We start from the raw sequence: 15,563 nt of genomic DNA, 5'->3' as shown, positions 1-15,563 counted from the left end.
AAGTAATTACCCACACATGCACCAGTACGAAGATTTCATGCGCCATGTTTACGAACATGGACTAAGCAAGACCGACAGAACCGGTACCGGCACACGATCCGTTTTCGGCCACCAGATGCGCTTCGACCTGTCGCAAGGCTTTCCACTGGTCACCACCAAAAAGCTGCATACCAAAAGTATTTTTATCGAATTGCTTTGGTTCCTGCGCGGTGACTCCAACGTGCGCTGGTTGCAAGAGCAAGGCGTCAGCATCTGGAATGAATGGGCCGACGACCAAGGCAATCTTGGGCCCGTATACGGTGTGCAATGGCGTTCCTGGCCTACACCCGACGGCGGTCATATTGACCAGATTTCCCAAGTGATACAGCAAATTCGGCAAAACCCCGATTCGCGGCGCCTGATTGTCTCGGCCTGGAACGTGGCCGAGATCCCCAATATGGCGCTGCCGCCTTGTCATGCCTTTTTCCAGTTTTATGTAGCCGACGGCAAATTATCGTGCCAGCTTTATCAGCGCAGCGCCGATATTTTCCTGGGTGTGCCATTCAATATTGCCAGCTATGCCCTGCTTACTCACATGGTGGCACAGCAGTGCGACCTGGAAGTGGGCGATTTCATCTGGACCGGCGGCGACTGCCATCTGTATAGCAACCACATGGAACAAGTAGCGTTGCAACTGTCGCGCGAACCCTTGCCCTACCCCACCCTGAATATAAAGCGCAAACCCGAATCGCTATTCGATTACTGCTACGAAGACTTCGAAATCGTCGGCTACGAATCGCATCCGCATATCAAAGCGCCCGTAGCGGTATAAGTTGCCCACCATGCCAAAACCCCTAGTCCAGCTTGTCGTCGCCTACTCCGATAACCATGTCATAGGCCGCGACAACGCTCTGCCCTGGCGACTTCCCGCCGATCTGGCCCACTTCAAGCGGGTCACCCTCGGCCAGCCCATCGTCATGGGACGCAACACATGGGAATCGCTGGGCAGGCCGCTGCCGGGGCGCCCTAACCTTGTCATTAGCCGCAACGCTCAGTACCAGGCCAACGGCGCAACGGTCTACCCTACGCTGGACGCCGCTCTGGCAGCCAGCCAGAATGCCGAACGAATTTGCATCATAGGCGGCGAACAGATCTTCAGGCACGCCCTGGACATTGCCGACGAGGTTGTGGCGACCGAAGTCCATGCCCATATAGAAGGCGATACCTTTTTTCCGCCTATGGACATGGCGGCATGGCGAGAGACCGAAAGGCTGCCGCAGCCCGAAGAAAACGGCTATTCCTTTGATTTCGTCACATACAAGCGCCGCGCCACGCAGCAACAGGCTTAGCCAGACGCGGCGCCGACGCGCCGCATGAACTCCCACAATGACGGATGCAAAGAATACGCAACGTTAAAGCGTATCCAGCCATCATCGGTTTGATCAGGATAAAAATAATATCCAGGCGCCAGCCAAATACCATCCTTCAGCGCCAACTCGGCCAATTGTGCTGTTCGTTGAGCACACCATTCGCCCTTCGGGCGAGCCCATAAGAACAGGCCGGCGCGCGGCCTGGCGAACACTTCAAAACCATGCCTGTCCATCACCTCGACAAGCTCGTCATGCGCTTGCCGCAAACGTTCCTGGATGCGTTGCAGATATGGCCTGTGACGCCCCAGGCGTAATACCTGATACACCGTACGTTCCATGATTTCAGGCGTCGTCAAACCTATGGTCATTTTGGTTTTGGCAAATTCTTTCAGCAAAGCTGCCGTCGCGACAATGTATCCCACACGCATCGAGGGTGCGATAGATTTGGAAAAGCCAGATACGTAAATCACTCTCTCCGACCCTGCCAAGGCCGCAAGCAGAGGGCCCAGATCGGGCATCAGGTCGCGCGACACATCATCTTCCACGACCCAGAACCCATGCGTCTCGGCCAACTGCAACACACGGAAAGCATTCCCCATGCTCAAGCTGGCGCCAGTGGGATTTTGCAGCACCGGGTTCACGAACAATGCCTTGATACTTTGTGTACGCGCAATTTTTTGCAAAGCGTCAATACACAGGCCGTCTTTGTTACGCGGCACGCCCACCACCGTCAAGCCTGCCAAACGCAAGGTTTGCAGCAAGTTGGCATAACCGGGCAATTCCACCGCCACGACGTCGCCGGGACGGAACAAGGTGCGAGCAATGATATCCAGCCCTTGTGTCGCACCCTGGGTTAGCAAGACTTGATCCACCTCGACTCTCAGGCCGTGCTGCGCCAACTCCTGGGTCAAATGTTCGCGCAAGGGAAAATAGCCATAGGGATGTCCGTAGCCGCCTATTTGGCTGGCCGGCACACGCGCAGCCTGCCGCATCGCCTGCTCCAGGCCGGTTTCATTCAACCATTCCGGCGGCAACCAGCCGCAGCCAGACTTGATCGGTATGGAATGATCGGCAAAAACATCTGAAAGCAGCCAGGATGCGGTGACCCGGGGCGGGCTCCAATTGACCGGTACCGTCGAAACAGGCTCAGCTTTGCCGCGCATGGCTACCCGGTACCCCGAGCCTGGCCGGGCGATCAGCCAACCCTGCGCCACCAGGCGGTTATATGCCGCCGATACCGTAAACGTACTTAAGCCATGTGTCTTGGCAAACTGTCGAACCGAAGGCACCGACATGCCTGGACGAAGCATCTGCTGGCTTATCGCCTTTTCCAGCGCAGCAACCGTCTGGTCTACCAAGGAAGGCGCCTTTGATCGGTCCCGCACAGCATCGAAATAAATCATATTTTCCCGATATATGTACAGTGAAGTTTATAGTATCAGTACGGTTAGGAGACTTTAATTCAACTGTATATGTAATTAGGCAGCGACCGCAACGAGAATAGCACCTGTAAGCCTTTATTTATTTCTTGCCCACTGAGGTGATCATGACCAATACAGCCCACACGCCAGACCTCTCGAACCTGTGGATGCCCTTTACCGCCAATCGCCAGTTCAAAGAGCACCCACGCTTGCTCGCAAAGGCCAAAGGCATGTACTACACCACCGTTGAAGGCCAGCAGGTACTCGACGGCACGGCGGGGCTCTGGTGCGTCAATGCAGGCCATGGACGCAGCGAAATTATCGAAGCCATTTCGCGCCAAACTGCAGAAATGGACTATGCGCCCAGCTTTCAGTTGGGTCACCAGGATTCCTTTCGCGCTGCCTCGGCCGTAGCCAAAATGATGCCTGCGGGCATGGATCGCATATTCTTTACCAACTCGGGTTCAGAGTCGGTAGATACCTCGTTGAAAATTGCGCTGGCCTACCATCGGGCACGCGGCGAAGGCCAACGCACCAGGCTGATAGGACGCGAACGCGGCTATCACGGCGTAGGCTTCGGCGGCATTTCGGTCGGTGGCATTTCACCTAACCGCAAGACCTTTTCAGGCGCCCTGCTGCCCAACATCGACCACCTGCCGCACACACACGACTTATCCAAGAATGCCCACTCACGCGGGCAGCCAGCCTGGGGCGAACACTTTGCCGACGAACTTGAACGCATCATCGCCCTGCACGATGCCTCAACCATCGCCGCAGTTATCGTTGAGCCATTGGCCGGGTCTACAGGCGTACTGGTGCCGCCCAAAGGTTATCTTGAGAAGCTACGCGCCATCACGGAAAAACACGGCATTCTGTTGATTTTCGATGAGGTCATTACCGCTTTTGGTCGCCTTGGCGCCAACACCGCCAGCGAATACTTCGGCGTTACGCCCGACTTGATCACGCTTGCCAAAGGCATCAGCAATGCCAGCGTCCCTGCGGGCGCTGTCGCCGTCAAACGCCAGATTCACGACACCATCCTGGAAGCGGCTGCCAATGGCATCGAATTCTTCCATGGCTACACCTATTCTGCACACCCTTTGGCTACCGCAGCCGTCCTGGCCACGCTGGAAATCTATGAACGCGATCAATTATTCCAGCGTGCACACGGACTCGCCGCCAAATTCGAAGACGCCGCTCATTCGCTGGAAAGCGCGCGCCATGTCATCGACGTGCGCAACCTGGGCCTGGTCGCCGGCATAGAACTGACACCCCGCCCCGACGCCCCCGGAGCACGCGCGGCCGAAGTGTTCAAGAAATGTTTCGACCAAGGCGTCATGGTGCGCTACACCGGCGACATCATCGCTATATCGCCGCCGCTAATCATCGAAGAAAGCGAGATTCAGAAAATATTCCGCACGCTTGAGGAGGTCTTGAAGACAGTGGAGTAAAGACGGGACTGGTCAGGAAGCCTTGTTCGGCCAGATGCCGCCCAAGGTTTCGGTGGCCTTCGCCGCTGCGGTCTGCACCATTTCCGACATCTTGCTGACGGCTTCAGGCGTAAACCTTTCTTTAGGCCCGGACAGTGAAATGGCGCCGCAAAACTCGTTATCCAGCCCGAATATTGGGCTGGCAACGGCCGCGCAGTTAGCATCCCGCTCGCCCATCGAAATAGCAATGACATGATCTTTCGACGGCGCAAGCCCTTTGCCGTGATAAGTTTGTATCAGCTTGCCGGCAGCCCCCCTGCTTAGTGGCAAAAGGTCCCCGACCCGGATGCGGTCCAGCGTGGAGTGATGTGAGTCAACCCGCAGCAGACAAACACGTGACTGGGCATCGTGATACACATGAAAAGAACCGCTTTCACTGCCTCGATTGACCAGATCTTGCAATATGGGAAGCAGGATTTCTGTAAGCCGATACGCTGCCTCGTAGGCGCGGCCAAGATCGTGAGCGTAGCGGCCAAGGGCATAGCGCCCGTCACTGCGTCGCACCACTAATGACGCCTTTTCCAACGAGGCAATTAAGCGCAGCAGCGTACTTTTATAGTAGCCCGTGGCGCGAGACAAATCGGCCAGAGTGATAGGGTCACTGCGACGCGTAATGACATCAACGATAGCCAGGGCGCGATCTACTGCGGCTACCCCGTCATCGCCTGGTGCTGAAGTAGGACTCATATAAAGGCTATTGACTAGATGATTATGGATGAAAGCCAATTATGGCATGTTGTACCGCGCCCAGCGTAAACCAGCCCGTCTCTGGCCAAACCGAATTATTGCCCTTCAAAAACCAGGCTGATGGCAGGTGCATACTTATCACCATGGCCAGCGGCAATCGCTTGGTCAAAGCATGCGATCAGGTTTTTCGCCCCTGTCGCATTCACGCCCACTTGCTCGGCCAAACCTACGGCATACTGCAAGTCCTTTTTGGCATACACCACTGGGAACGCCTTTTCCGGAAAGTTTTGGGGCGCAATCGCCTTCATGCCATGATTGCGCAATGCAAAGCTATCTGCCGAACCGACTGACATCGCTGCGAACAAACGCTCGGGATCCACGCCAGCGCGTATGCCGATCGCGCGCGCCTCGGCCAGCGCCAGAACAGTTTCGTAAAGCACCATGTTATTCAGAATCTTCACAACCTGGCCTGCGCCAATGCCTCCGACATGAACGACATCGGCGGCAAACGTACGCAATAGCGGTTCGATACGCGCGAAAACGGCGTCATCCGCCCCTACTGGTACAGCTAGCGTGCCGGCTTCGGCAGCCGCACGAGTGCGCATGACAGGTGAGTCGGCAAACGAAATGCCGACGTTCGCCAGGTCGGCAGACAACTGGCGACTGAGTTCGACCGGAGAAGTACTTAGATCGACAATCAGTTGCCCAGAGCGGCACAGTGCCAACAGCCCTGCGCCGCCGTTGCCGCGTATGACGTCCTGAACAATTTCACCCGACGGCAAGGACATAAAAATTATATCGGCCTGTTCGGCTATCTCTGTCAGTGTAGCGGTGATGACGCCATGCTCGGCCAGGCGTTCCAGTGGCGCATTGTCGCGATCATAGGCCATGACACGAGCACCGCTTTTTGTAGCCAAGTGACGACAAATTGGTTCGCCCATCACGCCAACGCCAATAAATCCAATCGTGTTTACTGTAGACATGAATGTCTGTCCTTTATGTTGTTTGTTATGGATAAAGATTGAGTTGAAGCGGCGGCACTCAGCTTTCCGTTGATGCCGTTGCTGCCACCGGAAAATTGTCAGGATCCATGCTCCAGTAAATGCCTTTACTCTGCTGGTAAAGTCTCAGCCCCGTCACGCCCTTTTCGCGCCCTATCCCGCTATCTTTGAATCCACCAAACGGGGTGGAAATCGACAGTTGTTTGTAGGTATTGATCCAGACAAGCCCGGTTTCCAGTGCTCGTGCAACCCGCCAGGCACGCTGGTAATTGGCCGTCCAAATTCCGGATGCCAGGCCGAAAGCACTGTCGTTGGCCTGGGCGATAAGGTCGGCCTCGTCCGTAAACGGTAGAACGCAAAGCACGGGACCGAAGATCTCTTCGCGTACGGCTGTCGCCTGGTTATCCAGGCCTGCAACAATAGTGGGCAAATAGTACGCACCCTGCTCAAACTCCTGACCTTCAGGACGCTGTCCGCCAAGCAGTACCTGCCCGCCTTCGGCCACGGCCGATGCTACTAATTGCTCGATACGCGTGCGATGGGCAAAGCTGGAAACGGGCCCCATCTGCGATCCGGGGGCGTCAGGCAAGCCCAGTTTTATCGCCTGACCGCGCTTCACCAGTAATGCCGTCAGCTTGTCGTAAACCGAGCTCTGTACAAATAGCCGGGATCCAGCAACGCAAGATTGCCCGCTGCCCTCGAAGATGCCGCCTACGATACTTTCGACAGCCGCTTCCAGATTGGCATCGTCAAACACAATATGCGGTGATTTACCGCCAAGCTCGAGGGCGACCGGTATCAGTCGTTCGGCAGCCATCATGCCAATAGCGCGGCCGCTGGCGGTGCCACCGGTAAACGACACCATGCGTACGCCCGGGTGCTGGACCAGGCTTTTGCCCGTAATCGCGCCATTTCCCGTCAATACGTTCAAAATGCCGGGCGGCAAGCCCGCCTGCAATGCGATTTCACCCAATAGCAAACCCGCCGATGGCGTGATCTCGGACGGCTTTAAGATAACGGCGTTGCCCGCTGCCAGCGCCGGAGCCACCTTTTGGGCTTCCATTGTCAGGGGCGAATTCCACGGTGTTATGGCAGCGACGACCCCATAAGGTTCATAAGACGTCATCGAAAGGTAATTACCTCGAGACGGCGTCACTTCCGCCCCCAGCGTTTCGCATACTGCGGCATAGTATCGGAACGTAGCTGCGGCGCTACCAGCCTGCGCTTTACATTCGGACCAGACCTTCCCATTCTCGGCCATTTGTAGCCCGGCGAGTTCATCGCCGCGCTCTACGATAAGGGCGGCAATGCGCATCAATATCTGGGCGCGCACGTGTGGCAGCATTTCCTTCCAGGATGGCAAGGCCGCTGCGGCTTTGGCCGACGCCACCGCCGCATCGACATGAAGCGCCGTGGCTACGGACAAGCGGTAATTGACCTCTCCCGTCGCTGGATTGATTGACTCGAATGACTCCGTTGGGTTCGATACCCATTCGCCATTGATCAAAAACGACTTAAGGTCGGAAACCGACTGCTGCGACATACTGAGTTACTCCGGTTAAATACAAGAATTGGTTTAGTTTCGCTATGGATTACGGACCTACAGGCCCAAGCATTATGTTCTGCCTGACGCACTAGATGTTCTGTTTCATTATCAATAAGACCAAGATCGTTGTCAAGAAAATTCAAAAAAAAGCCCGCTATTGCGGGCTTTTCTTATCAGGCAGTACCAATTACTCGTCGACACCAACGCTGGAAAAGCGGCTTAATCGATCCACTGTTGCTTGGCCCATAGCGCCCTGAAGTGATCATCAGCTTTCTTCAGACGGACCTTCCAGGCGTCGCCCCGCAAATAGTCCATTTCGGTGAACTGTTTATGCATCGCATCCTGGAACTTAGGATCGGCGGCAATTTTTTCCAACGCATCTGAAATCTTCACCTGCACCTCGGCGGGCAAATCTTTAGGTGCGACGACACCGCGTTCGGAAGCAAAAACCAGGTTGACACCCTGCTCGATAAAGGTCGGAACATCTGGGGCCAAAGGCGAGCGTTTCTCACTCGCCTGTCCAAGAATTCGCAGCTTTGTGCCTTGATAAGGCATTGCTTCGCCCAGGTTCATCCCTCCGATCGTAGCGTGTCCACCCAACACGGCGTTACGCATTGGCGCCGCGCCATTGAAAGGAACGTGATTCAGTTCCACGCCCGTATCGCTATTGAACAGCACCATGGCCAAATGATCGTCGGTGCCGACACCCGTCGATGCATAGCTTAGCAAACCCGGTTGCTTGCGCGCGTCGTCGATTAATTCCTTTAGATTCTGGTAAGGAGATTCAGCGCTCACGCTGAACGCGCTGGGATCACGCACCAAAGTGCCCAAATAGGTAAAGCTCTCGAAATTGAAACCCGCCTCCCGCTCGATCGGCAGCGTCAATAATCCCGGCATATTCGTGACGCCCAAAGTGTAGCCATCCGGCTTCGCCCGCGCGACATAGGCCAACCCCAATGCCCCGGAAGCACCCGCTTTGTTGACAACAACAACCGGCCCACCCAGCTCTTTTTCCAGGTATGTGGCAAGTGTGCGGGCGGTCAGATCGGTACCTCCTCCCGCAGCAAATCCGACGATCAGCTCGATAGGACGATCGGGCCAAGCAAAAGCTGAACTACTGACGAGCGTAAGGCTCGCGCATAAAACCCCTCGAAGCCAAGACCGGAGTTTGAGCGATATCATTATTTTTTCTCCTTGCCGTCACACCGACGGAAATGATGTGCATAAATTGATGACCGAAGACTGAAACTGCCTTCGGAAGACTGGCATCTTGATCCGATTACAAGCCCATCGGTTTTTCGTGCGTGCCGAAATAAACACTCTTCACTTGGCTATACAGCCGCAAACCATGCAGGCCCTTCTCACGCCCAATACCACTATCCTTGAACCCACCGAATGGCGTTGCGATGTGCGACTGTTTATAGGTGTTAATCCACACCGAACCCGCTTCCAGTTCGCGAGCAACGCGCCAGGCGCGTGCATAATCGCCAGTCCACATACCTGCCGCCAGACCAAAAGCTGTATCGTTGCCTTGCTCAATGACATCAGCCTCATCCTCAAAAGGCAGTGCGACCAGTACCGGTCCAAAGATTTCTTCCTGACACACCCTCGCACGATTAGTCAGCCCATCGATAATCGTCGGCATATAGAAGCAGCCATTTTGCAAGCGTGGGTCGGTCGGACGATCGCCACCAACCAGGATCTTCCCACCCTCCTGCCTACCGATGTCTACATAGCCCGCAACTTTGTCACGATGCGCCTTTGATACCAGTGGGCCCATTTGGACACCTGGATCATCAGGCAGACCGACACATAGTGAACGGGTTTTTTCCACCAAACTTTCCATAAAGCGCTTGTAGATGCTCTTCTGAACAAACAGTCGGGATCCGGCAACACAACTCTGCCCTGCAGAACCAAAAATTCCGGACATCACCCCGGCGACCGCGCGATCGATATCCGCATCTTCAAATACGATGTGGGGCGACTTTCCCCCCAGCTCAAGGCCGACTGGAATCAGACGCTGGCCTGCGATCGCGCCAATCGCCCTACCGGTGTCAGTACCGCCAGTAAAGGAAACCATGCGTACGCCGGGGTGCTTAACCATCGCGGCGCCTACATCCTCACCGTAACCTGGCAAGGCAGTGATCAGCCCCTCAGGCAAGCCGGCTTCGTAGCAAATACGGACCAATTCAAGTGCTAACTGAGGTGTTTCCTCGGACGGCTTAATTAATACGGCATTTCCAGCAGCCAAGGCCGGCGCGGCTTTCTGCGCCTCATTCATGATGGGTGAATTCCAGGGAGTGATGCACGCCACAACGCCAAAAGGTTCGGCGAGCGCCATCGAAAAGTATTCGCCGCGCGGCGAAGTCATTTCATTCTGCCAGGTTTCGCACACGGCAGCGTAGTACCTAAAGTGGCCGGCGGCTGCATCAACCATGTGCAGACATTCTTTCATCGGCTTGCCGCTATCCTGCATCTGCAAACGGGCCAGAGATTCCCGCTCTAACAATAAACGGCGCCCAATTTCATATAGGGTCGTCGCACGTTGGTCGGGCCGCAGCTTACGCCATGGCTTATTGCGAAAGGCGTCCCAGGCGACGGCAACGGCATCATCAACATCTTGCGCCGTAGCGCGCGTCACGGTACCTGCAATACTTCCATCTGCGGGGTTAATTGAGGTAATGACAGCCGAGCTGCCAACAGCGCTATCACGCGAAGTTCCGCCAATGCGAAACGATTTGATAATTGGGGCGTCCATATACAGTCCAGGATAATTAGCGAATTGAAATACCTGCGCGAATAATGCCTGTGTATATTGTTACGGTCCAATTGAAAACTCAATGAAACTATTAGACAAAAACTATTAAAATCAAATCGCAGTCTGTCTGTTCAAGCAGATGCATACATTGCATCAATTTTCGAAGCGGAACGCTGCAGCTCTTCCAGAAACACCTTCCCGGCCGGAGACAGGTGGCGATCCCGGCGTCGAAGCACCCCGATGGTGCGCTTCGCCGTCTCGTCGGCAATCGGCCGATGTTGCAACCCTTTAAGCGGTAATGCTGGTAAAGCCAGTCTTGGCAGCAAGGTAATGCCCAAGCCTTCGCGAACAAGCAAGACTGCAGTCATCATGTGGGTGACGTCATATCGCAATCCGGTCACCGCGCCGTCCGACGTTATCGAACGATCGAACTGACTGCGCGCGCTTGAACCTTGCGACAACAACACCAAATCCTGCGGGACCAAGTCCTTCCAACCCAATGTTTCCATCGTCGCTGCCGGATGATCTATGGGATAGACCGCGCAGAACACATCAGCCACTAACGGCACAAACTCCAAATCAGGCACTTCCGCCAGCATGGTCGCCAAAGCGAATTCCACCTGATTAGTACGAAGCATTTTTATCAGTTCATCGTTATGTGCCTCGACCACCCGAATTTGCAAGGCGGGGTGTTTTCGACGCAAATTCCCCAAGGTCGAAGGAATAATGGTCAGCGCGGTGGATGGCAAAGCCCCCACTACCACCAGCCCCTTGCGTACAGCGGCCAGATCCATCATATTCCGATAGGTTTCTTCCAGATCGGCAATCGGACGGTGAATACGATCGCGCAAATCGATACCCGCCGCCGTCAGAGTGATACTTCGCGTCGTGCGTTCAAAGAGCTTGAGGTCCAGCGCTTTTTCAAGATCCTGAATCAGGACGGTGAACGAAGGCTGAGTCACCCCCAACTGATCAGCAGCGTGAGTAAACGAACCTGTTTCGACCGCCAACAAAAAGGCTTTCAAAGGGCGGTACTTGATATTGAGTGTCATTTTCTGGATTCTTGCCTTTCAGACGAGGAGCCCATTATGCCATTGTTAGTCAATGACTCATAATCATCGACTAAATTCTATTTGTCTCTATAAGACTAATGAGGCAGTATTCGGTACCGAGCATAGGGGCAAGCGGGTATGCCCATTGCGCTGACGCTCACCTCTTTTCAAATCAGTAAAAATCAAGAAGGAGACAAAAATGTCGAATTTCAAAACCTGGCTGGGCCGAACGACATGCGCCTTGCTGACACTTGCCGCAGCCCCTGCTTTCGCGTGGCCGGATCGCCCGATTGAGTTGGTTGTGCCCTACCCGGCGGGTGGTGCAACTGACGTCATCGCCCGCATGGTTGCGGAAAAACTACCCACTTATTTGCATCAGCCAGTGGTAGTTCGCAATCAGCCCGGCGCCGGCACGACGCTGGCCGCTTCACAGTTTGCACGCGCAAATCCTGACGGCTACAAACTGTACATGACTACCGCCGCCCATACTATCAGCGCCAGTCTCTACAAGAAGCTGAACTATGATCCCATCAAAGATTTCGAACCCATCTCACTAACCTCCACGATTCCTCTTGTACTGGTCGCGACGAATTCACTGCCGGTCACAGATCTGAAAAGCCTGATCGATTACGCCAAGAAATCGCCCAATGGCCTGACTATGGCATCGACCGGAAATGGAACCCCTCAGCACCTGACAGGGGAGCTATTCAAAGCCAAGACTGACGTTCCGTTGACGCATATTCCCTATCGTGGCGATTCGCCAATGCTCACGGACCTGCTTGGCGGACAGGTCCAAGTCGCATTCGTTACGCTGTCTGCCGCTCAGCCCCATATCCTTGCCGGTAAGCTACGGGCCATCGCTCTGGCGCATCCAACTCGCGTAGCGTCAATCAAAGACGTGCCCACTATGGAAGAAGCCGGATTACCCGGATTCCGCTCTGCGACATGGTTCGGCATATTCGCCCCAGCCGGCCTGGATCCAGCCGTCAAGGAAAAACTCCAGGCATCCATACAAAAAGCGGTGGCTACGCCAGAGCTGACAAATAGGCTGCGCGACATGGGCGCCGAGGTTAACAACAGCTCATCTGAGGAGTTTGCGGCCTTCATTGATGAAGAACTCAAGAGCTGGGCAGAAGGCGTACGCCTTTCTGGCGCAAGCGTCGATTGAAGCTCCTTGGAATACTGACGATGACTCAAATCACTCCTGAACTCTTGCAGCGCTGCGCACGCATAGGCAGCAGCACATGGGCAGACGCCCTCGATACCCTATGCATCCAAGGCGTAACTCAAGGCATCACCCAACGCGCCGGCCAGGGCCGCATCATCGGCGAGGCCGTGACTGCCCGACATGTCTGGGGGAAACTGGGCGACTTCGAGCGCGCCGATTTTGCTGTCGGCCGTCTGGTTGCAGCGACCGGGCCGGGTAAGGTCCTGGTGATCGATGTGGACGGTCAGGCGATTTCCACTTTCGGCGGTATTGCCTCGACCGCTGCTTCCTTGCGCGGCGCCACCGCAGTCATTATCGATGGCGCTTGCCGCGATGTCGACGAAATCCAGGAAACGGGCCTATGGATGGCAAGTCGGCATGTTTCACCCCTGACAGGAAAAACACGTTTGCGCCTGCAGGAAATGGGCGGGCAGGTCACCCTGGGCGGTATTCCGGTCAAGGAAGGTGATCTGATTGTCGGCGATGACACCGGCATCGTGGTCATTCCCCGCGATCGTCTTCAGGAAGTCCTGGTTGCCGCTGAAGCAGCGCTGGCGATTGATGACGAGGTAGAGGCCGCAGTTCGCAAAGGTGTCGCTTTCGCCGACGCGGCTGCCGCCGCTAATTACATCCCGGCAAAAGGCTGATTCTATGACACACCCCGACTACCAGATTGTGCAACTCGCTTCGCTGGGCACGGCTTTCGATGAAGCATTGGCCGACAAGTACCGTGTGCTTGCACTCTGGAATGACGCATGCGCGACAGAAAAACTTGCAGCAGCAACAGACGCCAGTCTGGTCATTACATCGGTACGTAAGGGCTTGTCACGCGAATCAATCGGGCACCTGCCGGCCCTTCGCGCCGTTTGCAGTTGGGGAGTCGGCTATGAAACGCTCGATACCGAGGCCATGGCAGAGCGCGGCATCGTGGTGAGCAACACGCCGGAAATACTGGACGACTGTGTTGCAGACCTCGCATGGGCCCTATTGCTGACTGCCGCGCGGCGCACCAACATAGGAGACCGCTACGTCAAGACCGGGCAATGGAAGACGATTGGGGCTTTCCCGCTCTCCACGCGGGTCTGGGGAAAACGCCTGGGTATCGTGGGTCTGGGCCGCATCGGTCTCGCTATCGCACAGCGCGGCACAGGCTTCAATATGCAAGTGCGTTATCACAACCGCCGTGAACGCCCGGACAGCCCTTTTACCTTCGAGCCTTCGTTGCTGAAGCTGGCCGAATGGGCCGATTTTCTTGTACTGGCTTGCCCAGGCGGGCCGCGTACACATCATATTGTCGACGCAGCGGTAATTCGCGCACTAGGCGCCAAAGGAATACTGGTCAACATTGCTCGAGGCACTGTTGTTGATGAACAGGCCTTAGTCGCAGCGCTGGAAAATGGCGAAGTAGGCGGCGCCGGACTTGATGTGCTGGAACGCGAGCCAGCTGTTCCCGAACCGTTCCTGCACATGGACCAAGTCGCACTTATGCCCCATGTTGGCAGCGCAACTCACGAGACCCGACATGATATGTCCCGATTGGTCTTCGACAACGCCGTCTCATTCCTGGAAAGCGGTCGCTTGCTGACACCCATCAAGGAATAACCTGCGTGCATTCTTTACTGCCTGCTCTGATCGAATTGCTGGGTACTGAAAACGTCCTGATGAATGAGGACGCCATACCTTATCTGACCGACTGGCGGAATTTCTCTACGGGTCGAGCGCTCGCCGTAGTCCGTCCGGCAAACGCACAACAAGTTGCCAAGATAGTACAGTTATCTTCACACGCTGGCGTTCCCATCGTGCCCCAAGGCGGCAACACAGGGCAAGTGGCCGCGGCAACGCCCGACGACACCGGCACGGCAATCGTCATCAGCATGCAACGATTGAATCGCATCCGCGCCATCGACACGGATAACGATACGATCACTGTCGAAGCCGGCTGCATTCTGCAAGCTGTCCAAGAGGCCGCAAAATCGGCAAACCGCCTTTTCCCCCTTTCTTTGGGTGCAGAAGGCAGCTGTTTCATCGGCGGAAACCTGGCAACCAATGCAGGGGGCACGCAAGTCCTGCGCTACGGAAACGCCCGCGAGCTTACCTTGGGACTGGAAGTCATCACTGCCGAAGGCGCCGTCTGGAACGGCTTACGCGGCTTGCGCAAGGACAACACTGGGTACGACTTGCGCGACCTCTATATCGGAAGCGAAGGGACCCTTGGCATTATTACCGCGGCAACGCTTAAGCTTTTTCCCCTGCCCAACGCCCAGCGTACTTCACTGCTGGCCTTGGGAAGCCTGGATGATGCGGCGGCTGTCCTGCGACTGGCCAGATCGCATCTGGGAGCATCGCTTACCGGCTTCGAAGTCATGTCGCGCGAATGCATGGACCTCGTAGTCCAGACTTACACGCAACAGCACCTTCCCTTTATCAGTCCTCCTGAGGGCGCTGAATGGTATGGTTTGCTCGAACTTTCGGATAGTGAAGATGAGGCGCACGCCACCTTACGATTCGAAAGCGTACTGGAAGCCGCCATGGAAAGCGGATGCCTGATCGATGCGGCGATTTCGAGTTCGCAGGCACAAAGCGATGCGTTTTGGCACTTGCGCGAAAGCATTACCCTGGCGCTGGCCGAGAACGGATACTGTATCAAGCACGATATTTCCTTACCTGTCTCGATCATTCCTGCTTTCGTAAGAAGCACCAACATCGAAATTCAACAACGATATCCTGGCGCACGGATGATGGTCTTTGGGCATCTGGGTGACGGCAACTTGCATTACAACCTGCTTGGTCCAGCAAGCGCAGACCGCCAAAGCGTTGCTGGGCGGGAAAGCGAAATTCAGGCACTGGTGCATGACCGTGTCGTGGCCGCCGGAGGATCTATCAGTGCCGAACAAGGCATAGGCTCCCGAAGGGTCGATGACCTTGCCCGCTACAAAGATCCTGTCGAGCTCGCGCTAATGCATCGAATAAAACACGCGCTAGACCCTGAAAACATCATGAACCCAGGAAAAGTACTGGGTCTGTCAGCAACACATTCATCAACGAGATAGGG

General features: G+C 55.5%; 14 protein-coding genes. 7 read left to right on the top strand and 7 right to left on the bottom strand.

Annotated features, from left to right (window positions below):
* The first annotated feature begins 16 nt into the window (after positions 1-16).
* Positions 17-811 carry a thymidylate synthase gene (locus tag ABWO67_RS02735; protein ID WP_353147143.1) on the top strand — a complete coding sequence of 265 codons (795 nt, stop codon included), beginning with the start codon at positions 17-19 and terminating at the stop codon, positions 809-811.
* Positions 812-821: 10 nt separating this feature from the next.
* Positions 822-1,328 carry a dihydrofolate reductase gene (locus tag ABWO67_RS02730; RefSeq protein WP_353147140.1) on the top strand — a complete coding sequence of 169 codons (507 nt, stop codon included), beginning with the start codon at positions 822-824 and terminating at the stop codon, positions 1,326-1,328.
* On the opposite strand, the gene ABWO67_RS02725 is transcribed toward ABWO67_RS02730, so the two are convergent.
* On the bottom strand, positions 1,325-2,752 hold the full coding sequence (locus ABWO67_RS02725; protein ID WP_353147137.1) for an aminotransferase-like domain-containing protein: 1,428 nt from the start codon (positions 2,750-2,752) through the stop codon (positions 1,325-1,327). The genes ABWO67_RS02730 and ABWO67_RS02725 overlap by 4 nt on opposite strands.
* Positions 2,753-2,895: 143 nt before the next feature.
* Between ABWO67_RS02725 and aptA the strand changes: the two genes are divergently transcribed.
* Entirely contained in the window at positions 2,896-4,221 is a 1,326-nt protein-coding gene (gene aptA / locus ABWO67_RS02720) for an omega-aminotransferase AptA (RefSeq protein WP_502929950.1), read from the top strand.
* Positions 4,222-4,233: 12 nt separating this feature from the next.
* Here the strand turns inward: aptA and ABWO67_RS02715 are convergent, their stop codons facing one another.
* The 6 genes from ABWO67_RS02715 to ABWO67_RS02690 all read right to left on the bottom strand — a co-directional run bounded on the left by ABWO67_RS02715 (position 4,234) and on the right by ABWO67_RS02690 (position 11,304).
* Positions 4,234-4,947, bottom strand: a complete 714-nt coding sequence (locus ABWO67_RS02715) for an IclR family transcriptional regulator (RefSeq protein WP_353147134.1) — start codon at positions 4,945-4,947, stop codon at positions 4,234-4,236.
* Between the two features lie 95 nt (positions 4,948-5,042).
* Positions 5,043-6,026 carry an NAD(P)-dependent oxidoreductase gene (locus tag ABWO67_RS02710; protein WP_502929951.1) on the bottom strand — a complete coding sequence of 328 codons (984 nt, stop codon included), beginning with the start codon at positions 6,024-6,026 and terminating at the stop codon, positions 5,043-5,045.
* Positions 5,989-7,491, bottom strand: a complete 1,503-nt coding sequence (locus ABWO67_RS02705) for an aldehyde dehydrogenase (RefSeq protein ID WP_353147131.1) — start codon at positions 7,489-7,491, stop codon at positions 5,989-5,991. The genes ABWO67_RS02710 and ABWO67_RS02705 overlap by 38 nt, the downstream gene beginning before the upstream one ends.
* A 222-nt stretch (positions 7,492-7,713) precedes the next feature.
* A complete protein-coding gene (locus ABWO67_RS02700) occupies positions 7,714-8,676 on the bottom strand; it encodes a tripartite tricarboxylate transporter substrate binding protein (protein ID WP_353147129.1) in 963 nt (320 codons plus the stop codon).
* Positions 8,677-8,773: 97 nt separating this feature from the next.
* Positions 8,774-10,252: an aldehyde dehydrogenase gene (locus tag ABWO67_RS02695; protein ID WP_353147126.1), complete on the bottom strand. Its 1,479-nt coding sequence runs from the start codon at positions 10,250-10,252 to the stop codon at positions 8,774-8,776.
* A 131-nt stretch (positions 10,253-10,383) separates the two neighbouring features.
* The gene (locus tag ABWO67_RS02690) at positions 10,384-11,304 is read right to left on the bottom strand and encodes a LysR family transcriptional regulator (protein ID WP_353147124.1); all 921 of its coding nucleotides are present in this window, start codon (positions 11,302-11,304) and stop codon (positions 10,384-10,386) included.
* A 199-nt stretch (positions 11,305-11,503) separates the two neighbouring features.
* Here ABWO67_RS02690 and ABWO67_RS02685 point away from each other — a divergent pair, with 199 nt between their 5' ends.
* The 4 genes from ABWO67_RS02685 to ABWO67_RS02670 are packed head-to-tail and all read left to right on the top strand — an operon-like array spanning position 11,504 to position 15,561.
* Positions 11,504-12,472, top strand: coding sequence for a Bug family tripartite tricarboxylate transporter substrate binding protein (locus tag ABWO67_RS02685; RefSeq protein ID WP_353147121.1), 969 nt, complete (start codon positions 11,504-11,506; stop codon positions 12,470-12,472).
* A gap of 20 nt (positions 12,473-12,492) precedes the next feature.
* On the top strand, positions 12,493-13,158 hold the full coding sequence (locus ABWO67_RS02680) for an RraA family protein (protein ID WP_353147118.1): 666 nt from the start codon (positions 12,493-12,495) through the stop codon (positions 13,156-13,158).
* Between the two features lie 4 nt (positions 13,159-13,162).
* On the top strand, positions 13,163-14,113 hold the full coding sequence (locus ABWO67_RS02675) for a 2-hydroxyacid dehydrogenase (RefSeq protein WP_353147115.1): 951 nt from the start codon (positions 13,163-13,165) through the stop codon (positions 14,111-14,113).
* Between the two features lie 59 nt (positions 14,114-14,172).
* Positions 14,173-15,561: an FAD-binding oxidoreductase gene (locus ABWO67_RS02670; protein ID WP_353147178.1), complete on the top strand. Its 1,389-nt coding sequence runs from the start codon at positions 14,173-14,175 to the stop codon at positions 15,559-15,561.
* Positions 15,562-15,563: the final 2 nt, after the last annotated feature.

The sequence above is a fragment of the Pollutimonas bauzanensis genome (genome assembly GCF_040393045.1).
Classification (GTDB): domain Bacteria; phylum Pseudomonadota; class Gammaproteobacteria; order Burkholderiales; family Burkholderiaceae_B; genus Pollutimonas; species Pollutimonas bauzanensis_A.
This window is presented reverse-complemented; position numbering and strand designations above follow the sequence as displayed.